The organism is Streptomyces sp. SAI-127 (genome assembly GCF_029894425.1).
Classification (GTDB): Bacteria; Actinomycetota; Actinomycetes; order Streptomycetales; family Streptomycetaceae; genus Streptomyces.
This window is the reverse complement of sequence record NZ_JARXYJ010000001.1, coordinates 2,701,711-2,724,271: the sequence shown is the minus strand read 5'-3', so window position 1 is coordinate 2,724,271 and position 22,561 is coordinate 2,701,711. Positions and strand designations below refer to the sequence as shown.

Below are 22,561 nucleotides of genomic sequence, written 5' to 3'. Positions count from 1 at the left end.
ATGACCGAACCATTGGTATGTTGACTTTCGGCTGGACGAGCCAGAAGATTCCGGGGGTGACCCACACCGAGCGCCAGCCTGCCCGCACCGCCCTGCCCGTCGACCTCGACGAGGCCGCACACCGCTGTCTCGTCGCCGGGTTCGAGGGCACCACGGCCGTCCCCGACACCCTGAAGCGGCTCATCGACCGCGGTCTCGGCGGAGTCATCCTGTTCACCCGCAACGTGCGCGACGCGGAACAGGTGCGCCGGCTCACCGACACCCTGCGGGCGCTGAGGCCCGACCTGCTGGTCGCCATCGACAACGAGGGCGGCGGCATCGGGCACCTGGTCGCCGCGGGCGCCCCGGAGATCCCCGGCTCCTACGCCCTCGGCGTCGTCGACGACCCGGACCTCACCGCCCGCTGCGCCGACGCCCTCGCCGGACATCTGGCCACGCTGGGCATCACCGCCTCCTACGCACCCGTCGCCGACATCCAGCGACAGGCCGGCAACCCGATCGTGCGCACGCGCGCCTTCGGTACCGAGCCAGAGCTGGTCTCCCGGCACCTGGGCGCCTGGATCGCGGCCACCGAGGCGCGGGGCATCGCCTCCTGCGCCAAGCACTTCCCCGGGCACGGCGGCACCCTCACCGACAGCCACCACGAAGTCGCCGTCGACCCGCGGCCGTACGAGGAACTCGACCTCGGCCCCTTCCGGGCCGCGATAGCCGCGGGTGTGCCGATGCTGATGAGTGCGCACGTCGTCTTTCCGGCACTGGACCCCAACCGGCCGGCCACGCTCAGCCGGCGCATCCTGGGGGATCTGCTGCGGCACGAGCTCGACTTCGACGGGGTGCTGGTCAGTGACGCACTGGAGATGAAGTCGATCGCGGACCTGTACGGGGAGGCCGCGGGGGCGCGGATCGCCCTCGCCGCCGGAGCGGACCAGGTCATCGTCGCCGTGGCGGATCTGGGGGTGACTCTGGAGTGCCGGGACGCCGTGCTCGAGGCGCTGCGGGACGGGGTGCTGGCCGAGGAACGGGTTCGGGAGGCCGCGGGGCGGGTTCAGCGGCTGGCGGAGCGGTATGCGACGCCGGGCGCGGAAGTCGCTGTATGGGACGAAGGGGCGGGGCTGGAGGCGGCTCGGCGGGCCCTGCGGGGGCAGGTTTCGCCGGGTCCCGTGTCCGGGGCGCATGTCGTGGACCTGTTTCCGGCGCCGCATCCGGCGTTGAACTGGGGTGGGGAGGATCTGCTGACCGCGGTGCTGGCCGTTGATCCGACGGCCACGGGGACGGCGGTCAACGGGGAGCCCGCCGATCTGGAAGGTGCGGTCGAGGAAATCCTGGCCAAGGCCGGGGGTGCGCCACTGGTCGTGGCCACGTGCGATGCGGGCCTGCATCCCTGGCAGGCCCGCATGCGGGAGGTGATCGAGGCCCGGCGGCCGGGGGTGGTACGGGTCGCCACGGGGCTGCCGGAGGGGGATGCGTTGTGTTCTTACGGGCGGGGGAGGGTCAATCTGCGGGCGGTGGCTGAAGTGCTGGTCGGAGCGCGGTGATTCGTCTGCGGGCCGGTGGGGGCTTGTCGCGCCCACGCGGCGGAGCCGCATATCGATACAGCCCCGCGCCCCTTCGAGGCGCTCACCTTCATGGAATGTGTATGAGCTCCTTGACCCCTCTTGCCGCCAGATAGCCCGCGTCCTCCGCCCGTTCCGCCAGGACCACCGCCGGACGCAACCCCTGCTGGCGCAGGCGCATCCACTCCTCGAAGTACGCCCCGCCCGGCCCCGACACCGATCGCGTGGACGGTGTGCAGGCCAGGACCAGGGCCGTGTCGCGTGGCTCAGCCGGCAGTGATCCGGCCCGCAGTTCGGTGATCGTCGTCGCCAGCGCCTGAGCGATCGGCTTGGGGCGCCCCTCCGCGTCGAACAACCCCAGCGTGTACTCCAGCTCCGGGAAGTCCGCCAGGGAGCGGTCCACGTCGTGGGAGCACCACCACGTCACGCCCCACAGGTTCTCGCAACCCGACGCGTTCAGGATCGTCTCGCGGGCGAAGTGCGGGGCGTCGGCGGCCGGGATGTGGGGTTCGGGGGCGCCTGTCTCCTGGACCCAGACCGGGCGGGACGGGTCCGCGGCGTAGGCCTTGGCCAGTTCCGTGCCGTATTCGGCGAGGTGCAGGACCTGGGGGGAGCGGGGGCCGTAGAGGCTCGCGCAGCCGCCGGAGAAGACCCAGGGGTGGACCGTGGTGAGGTCGCCCTTGCGGGCCGAGGCCTCCGGGGTGAAGGGGTGGTCGTCGCCGTACCAGGCCGCGTCGTACGCGGAGTGGGTGACGAGGCCCTGGGAGCCCAGGCCGTCCCGGGCGGCGGCCAGCAGGGTGTCCAGGTAGTGGTCGACCTCCGCCACCGTCGCCGGGTTGTGCTCGATGAGGTTGTTGAGCTCGTTGCCCAGCTGGAGGCCGATGAGGTTCGGGCGGCCGGCGAGGGCGCGGCCGAGGGTGCGGAGCAGGTCCGCCTGGGCGTCGATCGCCTCCGGGTCGGTGAAGACGTTGCGGTGGTGCCAGCTGCGGGTCCACTCCGGGTAGAAGTCGAAGCTCGACAGATGGCCCTGCACGCCGTCCACCAGGACGTCGAGGCCCGCCTCGGCCGCCAGGTCGACCAGCTGCGTCAGCTGGTCCACGGCGGCGGTGCGGATCAGCGTGCGGTTGGGCTGCAGGAGCGGCCAGAGGTGGAAGACCCGGACGTGGTCGAGGCCGAGCCCGGCTATGTGGGCCAGGTCCTCGCGGGCGCGGCCCGGATCGAAGTCGTGCCAGGCGTGGAACCAGCCGTGGCGGGGCGTGTAGTTGACGCCGAAGCGGAGCGTGGGAATGGGATCCTCCTCGGGCCGGGGCCTTGTCCTGCGCGAATGTATCAATCACCATAGTCGTCGATGGGTAATGATTTGAACCAAGAATTGGTCGTCGGCCTCGACGCCGGGGGCACCCGCACCCGCGCGGTCCTCGCCGCCGCCGACGACGGTCGCGTGCTGGGCGAGAGCACCGGCGGCCCCGGCAACGCCATGACCGTGCCGGTCCCGCAGCTCATCGACCACCTCGCCGAGGCGCTGGCCCAAGTGGTGCCCGAGGGGGCGCGTGCCCGGGTCGTGGCCGTGACCGGCGGTTTCGCGGGCGCCACGGCGGCCTCCGAGCAGGACCCCGGCACTTCCAGGGCCCGCACGGCCCTCACCGAGGCCCTGGGACGCCTCGGCATCCCGGCCTGCCGGGTCGGCGTCTGCAGCGACATCGAGGCCGCCTTCGCCGCAGCCCCCGGCACCCCCTCCGACGGCCTCGCCCTGGTCGCGGGCACGGGCGCGGTCGCCATGCGCATCACCGACCGACACGCCACGACAACGGTGGACGGCGACGGCTGGCTCCTCGGCGACGAGGGCAGCGGCTTCTGGATCGGCCGCAGCGCGGTCCGCGCGGCCCTTCGCATGGCCGACGGCCGCGGCCGTCCGACCGTCCTCGCCGGCTGGGTCGGCCGCACCCTCGGCCTGCCGGTAGACGTCCTCCCGAAGGGCGGAATCCCTTCCTACGACCAAGGCGGCACCGCCCTGCCGAGCGGTACCGGCGCCCACCCCACCGGCGTCCCCGGCTGGTCACGCGCCCGGCGTGAGGACTTCCGCCGCCATCTGCTGCCCGCCGTCATGGCCGATCCGCCGATCCGGCTGGCCCGCTTCGCCCCGCTGGTCGCCGACGCGGCCGCCGAGCAGGACGCCGTAGCCAAGACGATCATGAGCGAGGCGGCGGACCACCTGCTGGAGACCGTACGGGCGCTGGAACCGCGCCCCGGCGAACGGATCGTCGCCACCGGCGGCCTGCTCGGTCCCCGGGGGCCGCTCACGGCCCCGCTGGCCGAACGGCTCCACAGCCACGGCCTGAGCCTCGACTGGGTGGCCGACGGCTGTCCCGGCGCGGTCGCCCTCGCACGGCTGGCGCACCCCTCATGAGCGATGTCCTCTACCGCGACCCCACCGCACCCGTGGCCGCCCGCGTCCGCGACCTGTTGTCCCGGATGACCCTGCGCGAGAAGGCCGGCCAGCTCAACCAGCGCATGTACGGCTGGGACGCCTACCGCCGCACCTCCGACGGCGGGTTCGAACTCACCGAGGCCCTGCACGCCGAGACCGACCGTTTCGAGGGACTCGGTGCCCTGTACGGCCTCCAGCGCGCCGACGCCTGGTCCGGCGTGGAGCACGGGAGCGGACCCGGCGCGCAGGACGGAGCCGCCCTCGCCGAACTGGTCCAGCGGCATGTCATGGGCCGGAGCCGGCTCGGCATCCCCGCACTCTTCGTCGAGGAGGTCCCGCACGGCCTCATGGCCCTCGACGGCACGGTCCTCCCGGTCAACCTGGCGATCGGCGCCACCTGGGACCCCGACCTCCACGAGCGCGCCGCCGCGCACGCCGCCGCCGAACTCCGTGCCCGCGGCGGCCACGTGGCCCTCGTCTCGGCGCTGGACATCGTCCGCGACCCGCGCTGGGGCCGTACGGAGGAGTGCTTCGGCGAGGACCCGTACCTGGCCGCCCGGCTGACGGAGGCGCTGGTCCGGGGAATGCAGGGGGTCCCGGGCGACGACGTCTTCGCCGCCGACAAGGCTCCTGTCGTCCTCAAGCACTTCGCCGGCCAGGGTGCCACCGTCGGCGGCCGCAACTCCGCCGAGTCCGAACTCGGCCTGCGCGAACTCCACGAGATCCACCTCCCCGCCGCCCGGGCCGGTGTCCGCGCGGGCGCCGCCGCCGTCATGGCCGCGTACAACGAGGTCGACGGGATGCCCTGCTCCGGCAACCGCGCCCTGCTCACCGGGCTGTTGCGCGAGGACTGGGGCTTCGACGGGCTCGTCATGGCGGACGGCCTGGCCGTCGACCGGCTGGCCCGGATCACGGGGGACAAGGTCTCCGCGGGTGCTCTCGCCCTCGACTCCGGTGTGGATCTGAGCCTCTGGGACGAGGGCTTCACCCATCTGGAGGAAGCCGTCGAGCGTGGTCTGGTGAGCGAGCAGACCCTCGACACCGCCGTCGCCCGCGTGCTGCGGCTCAAGTTCAGGCTGGGCCTCTTCGACCAGCAGGACGCGACGGCCCGCCCGCCGGCCGACGGTGAGGCGATCAGCAGGGAGGCCGCCCGGGCGGCCGTCACCCTCCTGCGCAACGACGGCGCGTTGCCGATCGGCGCGAACGTCTCACGGATCGCCGTCCTCGGACCCCAGGCCGCCACCACCGCACACCAGTTGGGCGACTACACCGCCCCGCAGCGTCCCGGCACCGGCAGCAGCGTCCTCGACGCCCTGCGCCGCCTCGCCCCGCCCGGCCTGGAGATCCGCCACGCCCCCGGCTGCGCCCTCACCGGCGCCGACCTCTCCGGGATCCCCGAGGCCATCGCCCAGGCCGCCGCGTCCGACCTGGCCGTCCTGGTGCTGGGCGGCAGCAGCGCCCGTACCCCCGAGACGGAGTTCGACGCCAACGGGGCCGCGCGCAAAACCGTGTCCGAGATGACCTGCGGCGAGGGCGTCGACCTGGCCGGACTGCGGCTCGGCACGGCCCAGTACGCGCTCCTGGACGCCGTCGTCGCGACCGGCACGCCCACGGCGGTCGTCCTGATCCAGGGCCGCCCGCACCTCGTCCCCGACACCGCCGCCGCGCTGCTCACCGCCTGGTATCCGGGCCCGTGGGGCGGTGAGGCGATCGCCGGGGTACTGCTGGGGCTCACGGAGCCGGCGGGCCGACTGCCCGTCTCAGTTCCGCGCTCGGCGGCCCAACTCCCCGTTCACTACAACCACAAGGACACCGAGTACGGCGGATACGTGGACGAGAGCACGCAGCCGCGGTACTCCTTCGGGCACGGGCTGTCGTACACGAGTTTCGCGTACGGCACGCCACGGCTCACGGGCCTCACGGTCGAGGTCGATGTCACCAACACCGGTCAGCGGTACGGGCGTTCGGTCGTCCAGGTCTATCTGCGGCGCCTGCTCACCCCCACCTGGCCGCGCACCCTCGAACTGTGCGCGTTCGAGGGTGTCGGCCTGGCTCCGGGTGAGCGCCGTACGGTCTCGCTGACCCTGGACCCCGAGCAGCTCGCCCCTTCCAGGACGGTCGAGATCAGGGTCGCCGCCTCAGCCGGGGAGGCGCTCGCCGCGCGGGGTCACAGCTTGACGGCCCCTGACGAGACACCCTTGTAGAACCACCGCTGGGTGATCACGAACAGCACCAGCACCGGGATCACGGAGATCACCGAGCCGGCCATGACCATCCGCTGGTCGTAGCCGAACGACGAGTTCTGCAGGCGGGAAAGTCCCAGCGTCAGCGTCATGTTGCTCTCGGAGCGCAACACGATCAGCGGCCACAGGAAGTCGTCCCAGGCGCTGATGAAGGTGTTGATGACGACCACCAGGATCGCGCCCCACGCGGACGGCAGATACAGGTGCCGGAAGCGCTGCCACTCGTTCGCGCCGTCGAGCATGGCCGAGTCCTCGATCTCGCGCGGGACCGCGAGGAACGCGCCGCGCATGAGGAGGACGTTGATGGCGCCGACGAACCCGGGCAGCCACACGCCGGCCAGGTGGTCGACCAGGCCCATGTCCCGGATGCTCAGGAACAGCGACACCATGATCGACTCGAAGGGGAACATCATCGAGGCGATCAGAACCACCCAGACCGCCTTGCGGCCCTTCCAGCCGGGCTTGGAGAGCATGTAGCCGGCGGTGGTGGAGAAGACCAGCTGGCTGGTGACCGACAGGGCGACCACGATCAGGCTGTTCCTGATGTACGTGCCCACCGGCACCTGGTCGAAGATGGTCCGGTAGGCCCGCAGGGTCGGGTGGTGGGGCAGCAGGGTGGCGTTCGCGCCGAAGACGTCCTCGCCGGTGCTCTTCAGGGAGGCGAGGAGCTGCCAGAGAAGCGGGCCGACGGTGAGGCCGAGGACCAGGAGGAGCAGCAGATAGCGGACGACGAGTTCGCGGGGGCGGCCGTAGTCCCGCCAACGCGGCATCAGGCGGCGGCGCTTGGGTGCGACAGCGGTCGTCATGCCTCGTCCTCCTTCGTCAGGCGCTGCGCCAGCAGGGTCAGTCCCAGCGTCAGCAGGAACAGGGCCACGCTGACGGCCGAGCCGTACCCCGCGTTGCCGGTGATCGGGTCCAGGCCGACGTCCCGGATGTAGAAGGGCAGGGTGCGGTCGGCGCCGCCGGGGCCGCCGGTGGCGCTGCCGAGCATGTAGATCTCGGTGAAGACCCTGAGCGATCCGATGCCGGTGAGGGTGCCGACGAGCATCATGGCCTGCCGTACGCCGGGCACGGTGATGTGCCAGAAGCGGCGGGCCGCTCCGGCGCCGTCCATGGCGGCGGCCTCGTGGAGCTCTTTGGGGACGTTCCCGAGGGCGGCCAGGTAGAAGACCATGTACCAGCCGAGGCCCTTCCACAGGGTCAGGCCCATCGCGGACAGCAGGATCAGCCAGGAGTCCGACAGGAACGGGACGGCCGACCTGATCAAGTGGGCCTTCTGCAGCCAGGTGTTGACCAGTCCGTCGTCGGCCAGCAGCCACTGCCAGCTCAGACCGACGACCACGCTGGAGGCCAGCACCGGTGTGTAGAAGGCGGACCGGAAGAAGCCGATGCCCGGCAGGTTCTTCTCCACCAGCACGGCGAGCAGCAGTGGCAGCAGCACCATCAGCGGTACGACGATCAGCGCGTACAGGACGCTGTTGCGGGTCGCCAGCCAGAAGTCCGAGTCGTCCAGCATCCGCGTGTAGTTGTCGAGCCCGACGAAACGGTACGCGCCGCCCAGCGGCTTGGCGTTGGTGAACGACAGCAGCATGGTGTTGAGGAACGGGAACACGCCGAAGATCACCGCGCAGGCGATCGCGGGCGCGGTCCACAGCCACGGCAGCCACCAACGGCGGTACATGGCCGCCCCGTTGGCGCCGGGGGCGGGCCCCGGCAGTACGGCCCTGGCGAGTCGGCGGGCGCGGGACGGGGCCGGGCCCGGTGCGGAGACCTTGGCCTCCGCACCGGGCACGGACACCGGGTTCGTGGTGTGCGTCGCCGCCATCAGCTGCTCTGCTTCAGCATCTCGTTGGCCTTCGCCTGGGCGTCCTTCACCGCGTCCGCCGCGCTCTTCTTGCCCTGCATGGCCAGCTGCACCTGGGCGACGATGGCGTTCTGCATGGCCGAGGAGATGTTGGTCTGGTAGGCGGTGGCCGTCTTCAGCTGCTCGGCGACCAGCTTGCGGGCCTGCGCGAACGGGTCGTCACCGGCGACCTTCTGGAAGAACGGGTCGTCCAGCGAGGCCGAGGTCGTCGGGAAGATCACCACCTTCGGGTCCTTGCACCAGGCCGTCTGGTTCTCGGCGTTGGTGAGGAACTCCGAGAACGCCAGCGCCGTGGTGGCGTTCTTGCTGGTCGCCGCCGTCGCGATGTACTGCGGGGCGCCGGTGGTGTGGCCGAGCGCGTCGAAGGGCTGCTGGCCGACCGCGGTCTTGTCGTAGACCGAGGGGCTGTTCTGCTGCACGAAGCGCACGAAGCTCGGGTTGGTCGAGCCGTAGGCGACCTTGCCCTGGCTGTAGAGCGTGGAGGGGTCGTTGCTGGAGGACAGCGAGTCCTTCGGCATCGCGCCCTCCTTGTACAGCTTGGTCATCCACTCGACCCACTGGACCGTGCGCGGATCGTCGGCGAAGACGGCGGACTTGCCGTCGGCGGACAGCGTCTTGATGTTCATCTGGTCCCAGTCGGACGGGATCCGCCACACCGGGTTGGCCATCGTCGCGTAGAACTTGCCGTCGCCCGCCTTGGCGACCTTCTCGTAGTCCGCGAACAGCCCGAACAGGGTCGTCGGCGGCTTCGCCGGGTCGACACCGGCCTGCTTCAGCAGATCGGTGTTGTACGTCAGAACGATGCCGCCGGTGTACCAGGGCAGGACCGTGTGGACCGACGCGCCGGAGGGGTCCTTCATGACGCTGGACTTCCAGAAGGCCGGGACGAAGGGCTTGGCGGCGTCGGGGTCCTTGACGCCCACGTTCAGCAGGTAGCCGGCCTTGGTGAGGGAGGTCGCGGTGGGGGAGTCGACGTTGAGGACGTCCGGCAGGGTGCAGGCCTGGGCGTCGGCGACCGTGCGCTGGCCGAACGTCGAGTCGCCCGGGTCGTCGATCCACTTGACCTTGGTGCCGGGGTGGGCGGTCTCGAAGTCCTTGATCACTCCGTTGAAGAAGTCTCCGAAGTCCTTCTTCAGGTTGGTGGTCTGGAAGGTGATGTCGCCCTTGACCTCGCCGGTGAGCTTGCCCGACCCGACGTTGCCCTTGTCGACCTTGCAGCCGCCGGCGGTGGCGTCTCCGCTGTCGGATCCGCCGCCGGACAGGCCGCAGCCGGCGGCTGTCAGCGACAGAACGGCGAAACAGGTCAGGGTGCGGGTCAGTCTCTTTGCACGCATGTGATGCCCCTCCACGGCTGGTTCAATGAACCAACTCCGACTCCGATTGATGAAAAGGTGGACCAGAATTCATCGGAGGTCAATGGTTTCCCGTGTTGCGTTTAGGTTCCGTGCGAGATCAGTGCCGGTGTTCGTGGTCCGGGTGCGAGGGGTCGCCGGGGTGTTCATGCCCGTGGGCGTAGGTCACACCGGCGCGTGCCTGGTCCAGCCAGCCGAAGAATGCCTTGCGGCCTGCCGCCCTGCGGAGCTCGCGTGTGATGCCTTCGCGGACCTCGTCGTACGGCAGCGTGTCGCTGGGCGCGGCCTCGTCGAAGGGATCGACGCCCCGCCTGAGGGCGTCCGGGGTGAGGAAGCGGTCCCGGTTGCGGTCGTAGTAGTCCCGTACGGCGGTTTCCGGGACCGTCTGTTCGGACTCCAGGGCGGCGAGGAGGGTGCGGGCGGCGGGGGAGTGGGCGAGGGCTGCGGCGACGATGCTGCCGAGGTCTGCGACGTCTGTCTCGGCGACGGCCAGGACGGAGGCGGGTGACACCTCTTCCGGTACGTTCAGGGCTCGGTCGGTGCAGGCCCTTCGGGCGAGTTCGTCGGTGACGACGACTTGGGTGGCCCACCGTCGTCGTTGCCGCGCGGCAGAGGGTGCCTCTGCTTGTCGTCTGGCGGGTGCGGGTTCGTTGGGGCTGGTCGCGCAGTTCCCCGCGCCCCTATGGGGCGCTCCAGGACCGCGTCCATCCAAGAAGGCGTCCACACGTGATTTCGCGATCGCCTCGCCGTCCACCAGTGCCGCGTGTTCCGTCACTCCGTCACCTCCAGGGCGATCGCCTTGGTGTAGGCCACGTGGCCGTTCCACGCCGCCTTCGCCATCAGCCAGTACGAGCCCGGTGGGATCGCGGAACCGTCCACCTCGATCGCGCACTCCACCTGTTCCCCGCCCGGCACCGTGAAGCCCCGCAGTCCGGGGCCCACGCCCTGCCACGTGCCCCATGAGGACACCGCCCACAGCTGGCCGCCGACCGGGCCCCGTGTGGTGTTGTGCAGGCTCACCGGAACCTGAGCCCGCTCACCCCTGCGCACGGTGACCCGGTCGGCGTTCAGCTCGCACACCAGCCCCTGTCCGGCGGGCGGACCGCCGGGCACGTCGAGGCCGATGACGTCCTCGTAGTTCTGCCCGCCGTACGAGAGCCGGGCCGTGAGCCAGTGGCGGCCGGGCTCGGCGTCCGGTGGCGGTGTCACCGTCACCTCGGCCAGCGAGAAGCCGCCGGGGCCGAGCGCGTACGGCAGTTCGGCGGGCTCCGCGGACCAGCCGGGCGGCACCTCGAAGAGCACCGTGCCGTTCGTCGAGGTGTCGGTGAGCTCCGAGCTGATCCGGACCGTCGCCGTGACGGGGCCGGAGGCGGTCAGAGCCGTGGGGGAGAGGTAGACGGAGACGGGCATGTTGCCGCGTGGGGCGGGCCCGGAGTTGTGCAGCCAGTAACGGGTGTGGACGGGCTGGGCGGGCTCGTGGGCGGCGACACCGGGGTCGGCCGTCGGTTCGGGAGCCTGTGGCGGCGTGGCCAGGACGGTGGCCACCTCGAAGCCGGTCAGCTCCGCCTCCAGAGCCCCCTCGCCGTCCGGGATCAGCGACTCCCCGGGCCTTTCCAGTACGTCCGCCCGGGCGCCCTCCGTCCAGGCGACCGGCCCGCGCACCCGTGCCCGCACCGGCCGTCCGTTCACCTCGTGCACGCGGACGACGACCCCGCGTCCCGGGTCCGCCGGCGTCGTGCCGCCCCGTGCCAGCGGGGAGCCCAGCGGCTTGAGGGCGTCGACAAGCACCTCGCCGGCGGGCTCGACCGTCAGCAGGGAGGTCTTCCTGGGCAGGAGCGGGGACGTGGACCCACCGCGCACCCGGGCCGTGAGCGGATGGTTGAACTCATGGCCGCGGGCGGGGAGTCGGAGGTCCCGCCAGTCACCCTCGCCCGCCACGACCGCGTACTCGAAGGTGTGCGACCAGCGCTGGAGCTGGAAGCCCGACCCGTCGGGGGTCGTGCGGCGGGGCGGGTCGACCCAGATGCCGGACGGCCAGCCGGTGCAGGAGCGCATCAGGGACATGTAGAGGTCTCCGGAGGAGGTGACCACACAGCCCGGTGTGCCGCGGTTCAGGACGGCGAAGCCGCGCCCGTCCCAGGCGTCGCCCGGCGGCAGGGCCTCGCCACCGCCCGGCGCCGTGGCCGTGACGGTGAAGTCCTCCAGGTCGGCGATCAGCGCGTCGACCGCCTTGGCGTCACCCGAGGGGTCCGAGCCCGCGATCACGAGCAGGGGCAGGCGTTCCAGGTCGCGCAGGTCGGCGCCCGGCACCCACTCCTCGCGCAGCGAGGCGCGCGGTGCGACCCACACGGACGCCACGCCCCGCTCGGCGACCTGGCGGCGCAGCTCGCGGTCGGCGGCCGGGTCCATGGCGAGCGCCTCGGCGACCAGCGAGTTGCGCTCCGGGCCGCCGACGGCGATCCGGATGTCGGGGAGGTTGGAGTCCACCTCCAGGTCTCCGTAGCGGGGGCCGCCCGCGATGGTCGAGGTGGCGGTGACGCCCGCGCGGACGAGGGCCGCCGCGAGCGGGGCGCCCAGCTCACCGGCCTCGTCCCAGTCGGCGTACACCAGCTCCGCGACGCCGATGGCCCGCCTGCCGAGCGGCGCACCGGAGTCGTCGTGCAGGAGGACCCGGGCCGTGGAACCGAGTCCGAACCAGGTGTTGGCCGGGTTGTCCAGCGTCCACGGGAACTGCTCGCTGTCCACCTCCACGAAGCCGAAGCCGCGCCCGATCACCGCGTCGGCGACCTCGTGCACGGGCAGCCCGCCCCGCACGTCGGAGGGCCAGCGGACCCGGATCAGGCGGTCGGCGCCGTCGTAGCCGTCGATCGTCGTGGAGACGTCGAGACGGTCGACGCCCGCCCAAAGGGTGAGCCGCTGGGTGTACTTGAAGAGGCCGAGGTCGGCACGGACGGTGATCCGGGAGCCGGCCGGGGAGTGAGCGACTTCGATGTCGGCGGTCACGTCACGGCCGCGCGCGGCGGTCGTGCCGGTCGGGGTGAGGTGCCAGGGGCCCTCGCCGAAGCGCGGGTGTCTCGGGAACTCCTCCTGGACGACGAGTTCGTTGCCGATCTCCCCGGCGGGCAGCAGCTCCCGGCCGCCCTCGGTCACCGCCCGCAGGCTGCTCACGGCACCGCCGCGAGCCGCGTCGACCGTCACCTCGTAGAACTCGTTGCGAATGGTGGTCCCCTCGCCGGAGGTCCATCCGGGGAGGGAACCGGCCGCCAGGGGCAGGGTCTTGAGGCCCATGCCGGGCACCTGCGGGACGACGACCCGCAGGGTGCCGTCCTGCTCGCGCACGGCCGGCAGCGGCTGGAAGTCGTCGCCGACGGGCACCAGGCCCGGGTCGTCGACGGTCAGCACGTCCTGTCGTTCCCAGGTCGTCGGGTTGAAGACCACCAGGTCCGGGCCGGTGCCCGGCTCGACCCGGTCGGCCAGCGCCTTGGTGGCATCCGCGTGCACGGTCTCGGCTAGGTCGGCCAACTCCCGCCAGCCGGTGAGGAGATCGATGTACACCTGGTCCGACTCCGAGCCGGTGATGGCGTCGTGGTGGGCGCCGTAGACGAGTTGCCGCCAGGCCTTGTCGAGGGCCGCGTCCGGATAGGCGTGCCCGGTGACGAGGGAGGCGAGGGTCGCCCAGGCCTCCGCGTCGGCGAGGAGCGTCTCGCCGTAACGCTGGGCCTGCTTGGTGTCGATGTAGGAGACGTCCTTGCCGGTGTAGACCGGGTTCATGTCCCGGGTCTGCGGCGAGGCCCTGCGGCCCTCGGCGTCCAGCTCCGCGCGCACGGCGGCGAAGAAGTCCCGGGGGACGGCACTGATGAACCGGGGCCAGACGTAACGGGCGTTCCAGCTCCGGTGGATGTCCATCACCCAGCGGCACGGCGGCGCGTAGTCGCCGCCGACCGGGAGCAGCACGTTGCGTGTGAGCGCGACCTTCTTGAGCCCCTGGAAGAGCTTGAACGCCTCCGCCTCCGCTTCGGGCAGCGTCGGCGCGTTGTCGATCCGCCAGCCGGCGCCGTAGTGGTTGACCATGTACGCGGTGAGGAGCCCGCGCCCCGAGGGTGCGATCCAGTCGAACTCCGCCGGGAACTGCATCCGCGTCGGGTCCCGCGGCTCCTCGCCGAAGACGGACAGGGTGGGGCCCCACTGGTGGAAGGGACCGCGCGCCCAGGAGCTGGACGTCACCCCGGCGTCGGCCATCAGCCCGGGGAACTGCGGGTCGTGCCCGAACGCGTCCAGCTGCCAGGCCGTCTCCGGGGACGCCCCGAGGATCGCGCGCTGGTATCCGTCGCCGTACAGCGCATTGCGTACGGTCGCCTCGGCGCCGGTGAGATTGGTGTTCGGCTCGTTGTAGGTGCCGCCCATGATCTCGACGCGGCCGGTGCGGATCAGCTCGCGCAGGAAGCCGCGCTCCTCCGGGAAGGAGTCCCAGTACGGCTTGAGGTAGTCGACCTCGGCCAGCACGAAGGTGTACGCCGGGTCGCGCCGGGCCAGGTCGCAGTGGGCGCGGACCAGGCTCATCCCGGACTGGCCGCGCGAGTCGAAGGTGCGGGCCGGGAGACCGGTGGTGACCGGGGCGTCGGCGACGTCCCAGGTCTCGGTGTAGGCGCCCTGGGTGTTCCACCAGACGGGGTCGTAGTGGAAGTGGCTGACCATGAACATGGTCCAGCCGGGCTCGGCGACCGTGAACTCTCCGGTGTCGTGCGCGCTCTCGTCGCCGTCGGTCGCGGTGACCGTGATGGGCCCGCCGTCGCCGGTCACGGGTATCTCGGCGCGCACGGTGCCGTTCTCGCCGACGGTGACGACCGTCTCTCCGGTGCCGCGTCCCTCGACGGTGACGCGGACCGAGCGACCCGGAAGGTGCTCGATGGCGACGGCCACCACCTGGAGCGGCCGCTCGGGTGTACCGACGAACAACTCGGTCGACTCAACAGCGGTGACACGCATGGGGCTCCTACGAGATGACTCGGGGGAGCCCCATCCTGGCACTGAGAGGATGATTCAAACAACCATTGTTGAGTTATCTCGGTGGTTCATCCATGCAAGATCGGACATGGTCAACGCGTACGGCGAGCCTTCACCGTGTGCTGCGGGCTGATGTGCTCGGTGAGCGCGAGGGAGGCGCTGGCCCGCTGGTAGCCGACCTGGCCGACGCGGACGTAGAGGCAGTCGACGATCATCAGGACGGAGTGCCGGCCGCCGATGCTGCCGGTGCGGAAGCTGGTCTCGGAGGTCGAGGAGATGAGCCGGATGTCGGCGGCCCTGGCCAGCGGGGAGCGCGGGTCGGTGGTGATGGCGATGGTGGTCGCGCCCCGCTCCCTGGCCATCTCGAAGGGCTCGAGGGTCTCGCGGGTGGCGCCGGAGTGGGAGATGCCTATGGCCACGTCGGCGGGGGTGAGCAGGGCCGCGGAGGTGGCCGCGCCGTGCACCTCGGTCCAGCCGCGGACCTGGCAGCCGATGCGGAACAGCCGGGTCTCGGTCTCCTGGGCGACCGCGCCACTGCCGCCGACGCCGTACACGTCGATGCGGCGGGCCTTCGCCAGGGCCTGGGCGGCGCGCTCCAGGGCATCGAGGTCGATGCGCTCGATGGTCTGCTGGATCGCGCGCAGGTCCGCGCTGCCCACCACCTGGACGACCCGCTCAAGGCTGTCGTCCGGCGAGATGTCGGGGCCGATCTCGGCCGAACCCCAGTCGGAGACCTCGCCGCGGCCGCGCTCCTGGGCCAGTTCGATCAGCAGATGCTGATAGGAGTCGAGTCCGATGGCACGGCAGAACCGGGTCACCGTGGCCTGCGAGGTCCCGGTGCGGCGGCCCAGCTCGGCGGCCGAGCAGTGGGTGACGGCGGCCGGATCCTCCAGGATCAGCTCGCCGACCTTCCGCAGGGAACCGGCCAGCCGGGGCAGCTCGGTGCGGATCAGGGTGGTGACGTCGGTCGCAGGCATGCAAAGAAGGTATCAGCCACCCTTAGAACCACTGATTGAATACCAGGACCGCGTTGTGGTTTATTGATTCACCGATCGGTGATTATATGGTGGTTCAATCCATCAGTGGGGAGTGTCGCGTGTCCGTCGAGTCAGTCAGCGCCCAGGGCTTCGCCGAACAGAGCCTGGACGTCCTCCGTCACGTCACCGAGTCCGCCCGCGAGGACGTGCGCCGCGCCGCCGAGCTGATCGCCGACTGCATCCGCGCCGACGGTGTGATCCACGCCTTCGGCACCGGTCACTCCCAGGCGATGGTCCTGGAGGTCGCGGGCCGCGCGGGCGGGCTCGTGCCCACGAACCGGCTCCAGATCTCCGACCTCGTCCTCTACGGCGGTGACGACCCGAGCGTCCTCGACGACCCGCTGCTGGAACGTGAGCCGGGGGTGGCCGTCCGTCTCTACGAGCTGGCCGCGCCGCACGCCCGGGACCTGTTCGTCATCATCTCCAACTCCGGCGTCAACAACGTCATCGTGGAGATGGCGCTGCATGCCAGGCACCAGGGGCACAAGATCCTCGCGATCACCTCACTCACCCACACGGCGGCCGTGCCGGCCGGGCACGCGAGCGGGAAGAAGCTCGTGGACCTGGCGGATGTGGTGCTGGACAACGCGGCGCCCGTCGGGGATGCGTTGCTGTCGTTGCCGGGGGGTGGGGCGGTGGGGGCGCTGTCCACTCTGACCGGGGTGATGCTGGTGCAGATGGCGGTTGCGGAGGCTTCGGGGCTGCTGCTTGCCTCCGGCGAGCGGCCACCGGTGTATGTCTCGGCCAACGTGCCCGGTGGGTTCGAGGGCAACCTGGAGTTGGAGAAGCGGTACGCGGGGCGGGTTCGGCGTACGGCGAGTTAGGGGTGCCTGGGGTATCGCGGGGAACTTGCGGCCGGTGGGGGCTGGTCGCGCCCGCGCGGCGGTAGCCGCAGATTCGACTCAGCCCCGCGCCCATTTTTCAGCTTGCCCTCAGTCGACAGGTACCGGAGTCAAGGCGACGGCCAGCGGATACGCGCCGGTCGTCAGCGGTGACCCGGCGGTGTTCGTGGCGGTGTCCACCGGCACCAGGGAGTTGCCGTCCGCCGTCGTGACGTAGGCCGTGCCGCCGTTCCAGTCCAGGGCCACGTCGAAGGCCGACTTGCCCACCTTCACCGTGGTGCCCGGTGCGCCGGTCACCGTGTCGATCGGGGTGATCGTGTCCCCGTTGCTCGGACTGACCCACAGGGTCCGGCCGTCCGGTGAGAGGGCGAGGCCGTACGCCTGGCCGGAGACCAGGAAGGTCGGTTCGGTCTCGTTCGTCGTCGTGTCGATCGGAGTCACCGTCGAGCCGCCGGAGTTGGAGACGTAGACCGTCCTGCTGTCCGGGGCCGCCACGACGTTGAAGGGGCTGGGGCCGACCGGGATCGCCGCGCCCGCCCTGCCGGTGGCGAGGTCGACGGGGCTCACCGTGTTGTCGTGGATGTCGGCCACGTACAGCGTTCTGCCGTCGGGCGTGATCGCCATGTTCTCGGGGCCGTCGCCGACCGGGACCGGAGTGCCGGTCTTCAGGGTGCCCGTGTCGATCGACTGCACTGTGCCGTCCGTGTAGTTGGCGACCCAGAGTGTGGCGCCGTCCGGGGTGAGTGCGAGTCCGGCGGGGACCTTGCCGACGGCGACCGTGGCGGTGACCGTGCCGCTCGCCACGTCGATCACGCTGACCGTGTCGGAGCCCTGGTTGGCGGCGTACGCGGTACGCCCGTCCGCGCTCACGACGACCTCGCCGGGGTTGTTGCCGACGGCGATGTTCCTGGTCGTGCCGGAGGTCAGGTCGATGGAACTCACCGACGCGCCACTGAAGTCGGCGGTCAGCGCGCGGGGTGTGCCGGTGCCGTCGGTGACCTGGACCGGGAGTGCGCGGTCCAGGATGCCGGTGCCCGACACGACGACGGAGTGGACGCCCTCGGTCTTCCCGGTGAGGGTGACGGTGACCTTGGCGCCCGGGGTGGTGGCCGTGCCCTCGGAGGGCGAGGCCGTGACGCCGTCGGGCACGTCGAGCTTCCAGCTCACGGTCCTGGCCTGCGCGTCGGAGAAGTCGAGGGTGACCGTGGCGGAGGCTCCGGGCCCGACCGACAGGGAGCTGGGCGTGAAGGAGGCGTCCACGCCGGGATCGGGGGCGTTCTCCAGCATCGTGGTGTAGAGGAACTGGTCCATCACGCCCGGTGAGACCTGCTGCGGAATGGCGTCCAACTGCTTGCGCTCTTCCTGGAGTTGCTTCCAGTACGTGGAGACGGCGTCCGCGTCACCGCGCTTGTGGGCCAGCAGCAGGTCCACGGCCGTCCCGCCCGCGCCGCCGTAGCGGCCGAGCTTGTCGAGCCAGGCGGAGGTCTCGTCGAGGAACCCGGGGTTGTCGAGCCGGGCGCGCAGTTGGGCGGGAGTGGCGGCCATGTCGGCGAAGTAGGCCTTCAGCCGGGCTGCCGCCCGGTCGAGTCCGCTGTCCTGCTCGTATGCCTTGCGGAAGGCGGCGATCAGCCGGGTGAGGGTGGGGGACTCCGTCGGGTCGAGCTGGGAGGAGTAGTTGTTCTCGGCGAAGATTCGCAGCCATGTGGCGGCGTGGGGTCCTGCCAGGTCCTGGACCGAGGCGTCGAACGCCTTGCCCGGGTCGTAGGCGGTCGGGTTCCACAGATAGGCGGCCGAGGTGAACAGCGCGATCCGGCTCGCCTCGCCCTGGACCATCGGGTTGGCCGTCACGCCGGTGGCGGCGCTCGCCACGCCGGGTTCCCGGCCCGTGTAGGGGCCGAGGAGGAGCCGACTGGTGACGTAGTCGTTGACCGGGTAGTTGTCCCAGACCAGGATCGGGTGGCCGTAGACCTCGCGGGCCTGCTTCACCTGCGCGGTGGTGATGGTGGGCGCGATGACGCCGACGCCGGTCCACTCGACGACCACGGACGGATCGAGCTGCTCCCTGAGGGCCTTCTTGTACGGGGAGTCGGTGAGGTCGGAGTACTCGGTGGGAACCATTTCCAGGGGCTGGAGGCCGGTGTGGTCGGCGGAGAACCGCTTCCACACGGTGTTCAGCAGATGCGCCTGCGCGGCACCCGCCGCACCGCCGCCCGTGCCGAACTCCTGCTCGTCCTCGGGGCAGTTCCACTTGGTGTAGCTGATGTCGTCCAGCGGTATCGCGAAGGAACGGACGCCGATGGCGTACAACGAGTCGAACTTGGCGGTGAGTGCCTTGATGTCGGAGTCCGAGGAGTAGCAGACCGACAGGCCGGGCGAGAGGGCGTAGGTGAAGCGGACGTGGTCGGCGTCGGCCCGGTCGACCAGTTCCTTCAGCCGGTCCAGTGCCGCGGGCGGGTACTCGTCCCGCCAGCGGGCGCGCAGGTAGTCGTCGTCCTTGGGGGAGTAGACGTAGACGTTCTGCTTCGTACGGCCGTAGAAGTCGAGCTGGGCGAGTCGCTCGGCGTGCGTCCAGGGTGTGCCGTAGAAGCCCTCGATGACTCCGCGGAGCGCGGCGGTGGGCCAGTCGCGGACCGTGACCACAGGCAACTGGCGCTGTCCGGCCAGGAGTTGGCGCAGGGTCTGGGCGGCGTAGAAGGTGCCGGTGGTGTCGACGCCGGAGAGGGCGAGGAGGGCCTGGCCGTGGCTGCGGCCGGAGGCCAGGACGTAACCGCCGGGGGCGAGACCGGACGGGGAGGCGGCGCCGAGTCGTTTCAGCGTCCGGGCGGTGGCGCTGTTCTCCCCGGGGCCGCCGACGTAGACGGTCAGGTCGGCCGGCGGCGGCCGGTCGCCGGCGTCGACCTTCGTGATGTGGTCGGCTCCGGCGGCCTTGAGGGCCGCCTCGACGACCTTTCGGGCCGAGGGATCGGTACCGGGACCGACGACCTCGACTACCCGGTCGGGAACGGGGAGTCGGCCCTGCCCGACGGTGATCTTCTGAGGGGTCGGCCATACCTCCGGCACCGTCTGCCGGGGCTCGGCCGAGGCGGGGGCCGCCGGTGCCGCGAGGCCCAGGGCCAGCAGCAGGGCGGCGGCCACACATCTGAGATTGATGAATGAATCCACCTGAGGATGCTAGAAGCGTTGAATACATCATTCAATGGTTCCCGGGTGTTCAGAGTGCCTTTCGGTGCACGAGGGCCGACATGCACAGCACACCCGGCAGCAGGGGCAGCCACACCGTCAGAACGCGGTAGCCGATGAGGGTCGCCGTGCCGAGGCTCACGGGGACGCCGTAGACGGCGAGGGTGAAGACCATGGCCGCGTCCACCGGGCCGATGCCGCCGGGCGCGGGCACGGAACCGACCGCGCTGCTCGCGGCGAGGTACGCGAACGCGACCTGTGCCCAGGACAGCGTCACTCCGAGCGAGGCGCCGACCGCGTGGATCACGCTCGCCTGGAGCAGGGGTGCGGCGGCCGCGCCGCCCCACAGGGCGAGGACCCGGCTGGGCATGGTGTGCAGCCGGCGGGCGTCGGTCAGGGCGGTGCGCACGAACGTGACCGCCGGGCGGCGCAGCGGGCGGACGAGGGTCAGCACCAGGAGCGTGCCACCGAGCCCGAGTCCCGCGGCCACCAGGGGCAGGAACAGCATGCGCCGGTCCGGGACGAGCTCACCGAGCCGCAGCAGACCTGGCATGGCGACCAGGAAGCCGATCAGGACGAGCGTCTTGGCGATCGGCCTGACCAGCGCGTACAGGGCGAGCGAGGCGGTGGCCCGGCCCAGCGGGATGCCCCGCGCCTGAAGGAAGCGCAGGGTGACCGCGTGCGCGCCGAGGCTCGCCGGCAGCACGTGGTTGGCCGCGCCGGCCGCGAACTGCGAGGCGACCAGCAGCCCCGCCGGCAGCCGCTCGGGCAGGGCGCCCTGCCGGACGACGGAGGCGGACACCCAGCCCAGGCAGGTGTAGAAGAGCCCGATGAGCAGCCACCCGGGGTCGGCGGTGGCCAGCCGCGCGGTGCCGTCGTACAGGGCACGCCAGTCCAGCACCGCCCAGATGCCGATGAGCAGGACGGGGAGCAGGGTGAGCAGGCGGCGGGTGAGACGGGTCAGGGAGCGGCGGGAACCGGCGGGAGCGGGAGCCGGAACACTGATCGGGAGCGGTGCCGGGGCGGGAGCGGGGAGCGGACCCGGGGGACCTTCGAGCGGAAGCAGGGACACGGCGCACGTCGTCCTTTCGCGTCATGCCCCGTGCGGGACACGGGGCATGACGGAGGCAAGGCGATGCAGAGGGGACGAGGGAAACGTTCCCGCTCGGTGTGACGTTCAAATGTCCGGCAGTCGAAGGAGCGCGGGCGGCTGGGCGAAACGGGGTGGGGCGCCGGTGCGGAAACGGGTCCGCCCCGGCTCCCTTTCGGGATGCCGGGGCGGGCAAGGGAACTTCGGTCGCTACAGGGGGCTTCAGCTGATGAAGGAGCCCGGGGCGCAGGCGCCCGAGGTCACCCAGGCGTGCGACTCGATGCTGTTGTTCATGTACACGCCGTTGGTGTAGCGGTTCCGGCCGAGGTCGTCCACATACTTCTCGCCCGGCAGGAGGCAGCCGTACGCCCTGTCGTCGTACCCCCCGAGGTAGTAGAAGGCCACGACGTCCTTGCCGCCGACGAATCCGCTGTTCATGACGGACGAGGCGCGGTTGACGTCGGAGCCCTGGAAGGGGCCGAGGTTGTCGTCCCACTCGGGGTCGTTGCCGGGGGTGACGCCGAGGAGTTCGCCACCGCAGTCGGTGCCGTCCCAGGCGCGGACGTTGCCGTCGCGGCCGTGCGAGTTCCAGTTGGCGTTGCAGCCGGGGCCCGCGTGGGCGGTGGCCGGGATGGCGATGCCGAGGGCCGCGAGGCCCAGGGTGGCGAGGGAGACGGTCAGCTTGCGCATACGGATTCCTGTTCTGCTTGCGCCCCGTGGGAGGCGTGGGTGGGATGGTGAGGAGACGACCCGCGAGCATCGTCGCGGGGTCTGTCCGTGACGCGGGTGTCACGGATGTCTGGGGCCGGCGCGTCCTGGATCAGGTGCGGGCCGGGACAGTGCGCTCGGCGACGGTCAGGGCGTGCCGCCGCATCCGCAGGTGGGCGTCGAGGGCGTGGCCGTACTTCTTGGCCAGTTCGCCGACGTAGTGAGCCTCGCGCCGTTCGCCGATCGAGCGGAGGGAGACGGATCGGGCGCAGGTGGCGTCGGCGACCGCGATCCGGGTCTCGTTCGCGAAGGTCCTGGCCTCCTCGGCCCGGGTCTGCTGCGCGCTGGGCTCGCGTGCGGACCGGCGTGCCGCGTCGGGGTCGGGGAAGGGGTGGCCCGCCTGGTTCATGCAGCGCGACCAGGCGGCCACCGCGCTCTTGAACTCCTTGTCGCCCAGCAGCTTGCCCACGTACAGGGGGCGCAGGTTTCTGACGGCCACGTCGGAGCGGAACCATGCCGCCGGATCGCCGTACAGCATCTTCTCGGCCTGGCGGGCGCAGCCGCCGGACTGCTTGGTGATCGTGCCGCCGGACGGTGTCGGTGACTTCAGCAGTACGGCGTCCCGGCCGCCGTCCATCGCGATGTCAAAAGCCTTCTGGCGCGAGCGGGAAAGGGACTCGCGGTAGGCGATGTTGGGGTTGCGCAGGCGGGCGCGGTCCTCCTTCGCCGTGATCCGGCTGCCGTAGCCGTGGCTGCGCGCCCAGTCGGCGTCGTCCTGGACGTAGCCGACCGGTCGGCTCTCCTCCAGGCTCAGCGGCTTTGCCTCCCAGTAGCGGAAACCCCGCTTCCTCATGCAGACCGTGATCAGGTGCTGCTCGGCGTCGGAGATCCGCAGGTCCTGGGCGTAGGTGAGCTTCTCGCCGGCCGTGGCGGCCTCGGTCCGCGCGGCCGGCGAGGCGCGGTGGGCCGCGTCGGTGGCCGCCGTGCAACCGGCCAGCACGAGCGAGGTCAGTGCGGCGATCACGCCCACCGCGGTGGCCGCGCGTCGTGGGCTGCGTCCACTCGGTACCACCGTCCGGCGTGGGGCGTCGGCGCGCTTCATCGGCATGCTCCGGGGGTGAAGTCGAACTGGGTTGTTCTTACGAGCCGTTGACGCCCCGGAAGGCACGTCCGTATGACCCTCGGACCGCGGATTTGTTTCTTGTGCCGGCGGTCATACGAGGACGGCGCGCGATGGGTCTTCTCTGTCTGCAACCGCGT

Annotated in this window: 15 protein-coding genes; 4 read left to right on the top strand and 11 right to left on the bottom strand. The window is 71.2% G+C overall.

Annotation, left to right across the window (positions count from 1 at the left end):
• Positions 1 to 56: 56 nt before the first annotated feature.
• Positions 57 to 1,535: a glycoside hydrolase family 3 N-terminal domain-containing protein gene (locus tag M2157_RS12555; protein WP_280865283.1), complete on the top strand. Its 1,479-nt coding sequence runs from the start codon at positions 57 to 59 to the stop codon at positions 1,533 to 1,535.
• An 88-nt stretch (positions 1,536 to 1,623) separates the two neighbouring features.
• On the opposite strand, the gene M2157_RS12550 is transcribed toward M2157_RS12555, so the two are convergent.
• Positions 1,624 to 2,886 carry a cellulase family glycosylhydrolase gene (locus M2157_RS12550; RefSeq protein ID WP_280861907.1) on the bottom strand — a complete coding sequence of 421 codons (1,263 nt, stop codon included), beginning with the start codon at positions 2,884 to 2,886 and terminating at the stop codon, positions 1,624 to 1,626.
• Between the two features lie 27 nt (positions 2,887 to 2,913).
• Between M2157_RS12550 and M2157_RS12545 the strand changes: the two genes are divergently transcribed.
• Together M2157_RS12545 and M2157_RS12540 are read left to right on the top strand one after the other, a co-directional pair.
• Complete coding sequence (locus M2157_RS12545) at positions 2,914 to 3,960, top strand: BadF/BadG/BcrA/BcrD ATPase family protein (RefSeq protein ID WP_280865282.1); 1,047 nt, start codon at positions 2,914 to 2,916, stop codon at positions 3,958 to 3,960.
• Positions 3,957 to 6,185, top strand: coding sequence for a glycoside hydrolase family 3 N-terminal domain-containing protein (locus M2157_RS12540; RefSeq protein ID WP_280861905.1), 2,229 nt, complete (start codon positions 3,957 to 3,959; stop codon positions 6,183 to 6,185). Before M2157_RS12545 ends, M2157_RS12540 begins: the two co-directional genes overlap by 4 nt.
• Here M2157_RS12540 and M2157_RS12535 read toward each other — a convergent pair.
• The 6 genes from M2157_RS12535 to M2157_RS12510 form a co-directional block, all read right to left on the bottom strand.
• Complete coding sequence (locus M2157_RS12535) at positions 6,149 to 7,030, bottom strand: carbohydrate ABC transporter permease (RefSeq protein ID WP_280861904.1); 882 nt, start codon at positions 7,028 to 7,030, stop codon at positions 6,149 to 6,151. The two genes, M2157_RS12540 and M2157_RS12535, sit on opposite strands and share 37 nt — an antisense overlap.
• The gene (locus M2157_RS12530) at positions 7,027 to 8,049 is read right to left on the bottom strand and encodes a sugar ABC transporter permease (protein ID WP_280861903.1); all 1,023 of its coding nucleotides are present in this window, start codon (positions 8,047 to 8,049) and stop codon (positions 7,027 to 7,029) included. The genes M2157_RS12535 and M2157_RS12530 overlap by 4 nt, the downstream gene beginning before the upstream one ends.
• Positions 8,049 to 9,422, bottom strand: a complete 1,374-nt coding sequence (locus M2157_RS12525; RefSeq protein ID WP_280861902.1) for an extracellular solute-binding protein — start codon at positions 9,420 to 9,422, stop codon at positions 8,049 to 8,051. The genes M2157_RS12530 and M2157_RS12525 overlap by 1 nt, the downstream gene beginning before the upstream one ends.
• A gap of 118 nt (positions 9,423 to 9,540) precedes the next feature.
• Entirely contained in the window at positions 9,541 to 10,215 is a 675-nt protein-coding gene (locus M2157_RS12520; RefSeq protein ID WP_280861901.1) for a peptidyl-prolyl cis-trans isomerase, read from the bottom strand.
• Positions 10,212 to 14,426: an NEW3 domain-containing protein gene (locus M2157_RS12515; protein ID WP_280861900.1), complete on the bottom strand. Its 4,215-nt coding sequence runs from the start codon at positions 14,424 to 14,426 to the stop codon at positions 10,212 to 10,214. Before M2157_RS12515 ends, M2157_RS12520 begins: the two co-directional genes overlap by 4 nt.
• A gap of 110 nt (positions 14,427 to 14,536) precedes the next feature.
• Positions 14,537 to 15,421 (bottom strand): MurR/RpiR family transcriptional regulator, encoded by an 885-nt coding sequence (locus M2157_RS12510; protein ID WP_280861899.1) that lies wholly within the window; start codon positions 15,419 to 15,421, stop codon positions 14,537 to 14,539.
• 119 nt (positions 15,422 to 15,540) lie between these two features.
• Between M2157_RS12510 and M2157_RS12505 the strand changes: the two genes are divergently transcribed.
• Entirely contained in the window at positions 15,541 to 16,305 is a 765-nt protein-coding gene (locus M2157_RS12505; protein ID WP_280861898.1) for an SIS domain-containing protein, read from the top strand.
• A gap of 108 nt (positions 16,306 to 16,413) precedes the next feature.
• On the opposite strand, the gene M2157_RS12500 is transcribed toward M2157_RS12505, so the two are convergent.
• From M2157_RS12500 to M2157_RS12485, 4 genes are all read right to left on the bottom strand, one after another.
• Positions 16,414 to 19,485, bottom strand: a complete 3,072-nt coding sequence (locus tag M2157_RS12500) for a beta-N-acetylglucosaminidase domain-containing protein (protein ID WP_280865281.1) — start codon at positions 19,483 to 19,485, stop codon at positions 16,414 to 16,416.
• A 49-nt stretch (positions 19,486 to 19,534) separates the two neighbouring features.
• On the bottom strand, positions 19,535 to 20,575 hold the full coding sequence (locus M2157_RS12495; RefSeq protein WP_280861896.1) for a lysylphosphatidylglycerol synthase transmembrane domain-containing protein: 1,041 nt from the start codon (positions 20,573 to 20,575) through the stop codon (positions 19,535 to 19,537).
• A gap of 240 nt (positions 20,576 to 20,815) precedes the next feature.
• A complete protein-coding gene (locus M2157_RS12490; protein ID WP_280861895.1) occupies positions 20,816 to 21,283 on the bottom strand; it encodes a hypothetical protein in 468 nt (155 codons plus the stop codon).
• A gap of 130 nt (positions 21,284 to 21,413) precedes the next feature.
• Entirely contained in the window at positions 21,414 to 22,409 is a 996-nt protein-coding gene (locus tag M2157_RS12485; RefSeq protein ID WP_280861894.1) for a hypothetical protein, read from the bottom strand.
• Positions 22,410 to 22,561: the final 152 nt, after the last annotated feature.

Excerpts from the sequence above, each read along its gene's own strand:
- M2157_RS12540 (WP_280861905.1), top strand. The coding sequence starts at position 3,957 with ATGAGCGATGTCCTCTACCGCGACCCCACCGCACCCGTGGCCGCCCGC.
- M2157_RS12535 (WP_280861904.1), bottom strand. The coding sequence starts at position 7,030 with ATGACGACCGCTGTCGCACCCAAGCGCCGCCGCCTGATGCCGCGTTGG.
- M2157_RS12530 (WP_280861903.1), bottom strand. The coding sequence starts at position 8,049 with ATGGCGGCGACGCACACCACGAACCCGGTGTCCGTGCCCGGTGCGGAG.
- M2157_RS12525 (WP_280861902.1), bottom strand. The coding sequence starts at position 9,422 with ATGCGTGCAAAGAGACTGACCCGCACCCTGACCTGTTTCGCCGTTCTG.
- M2157_RS12515 (WP_280861900.1), bottom strand. The coding sequence starts at position 14,426 with ATGCGTGTCACCGCTGTTGAGTCGACCGAGTTGTTCGTCGGTACACCC.
- M2157_RS12510 (WP_280861899.1), bottom strand. The coding sequence starts at position 15,421 with ATGCCTGCGACCGACGTCACCACCCTGATCCGCACCGAGCTGCCCCGG.
- M2157_RS12490 (WP_280861895.1), bottom strand. The coding sequence starts at position 21,283 with ATGCGCAAGCTGACCGTCTCCCTCGCCACCCTGGGCCTCGCGGCCCTC.
- M2157_RS12485 (WP_280861894.1), bottom strand. The coding sequence starts at position 22,409 with ATGCCGATGAAGCGCGCCGACGCCCCACGCCGGACGGTGGTACCGAGT.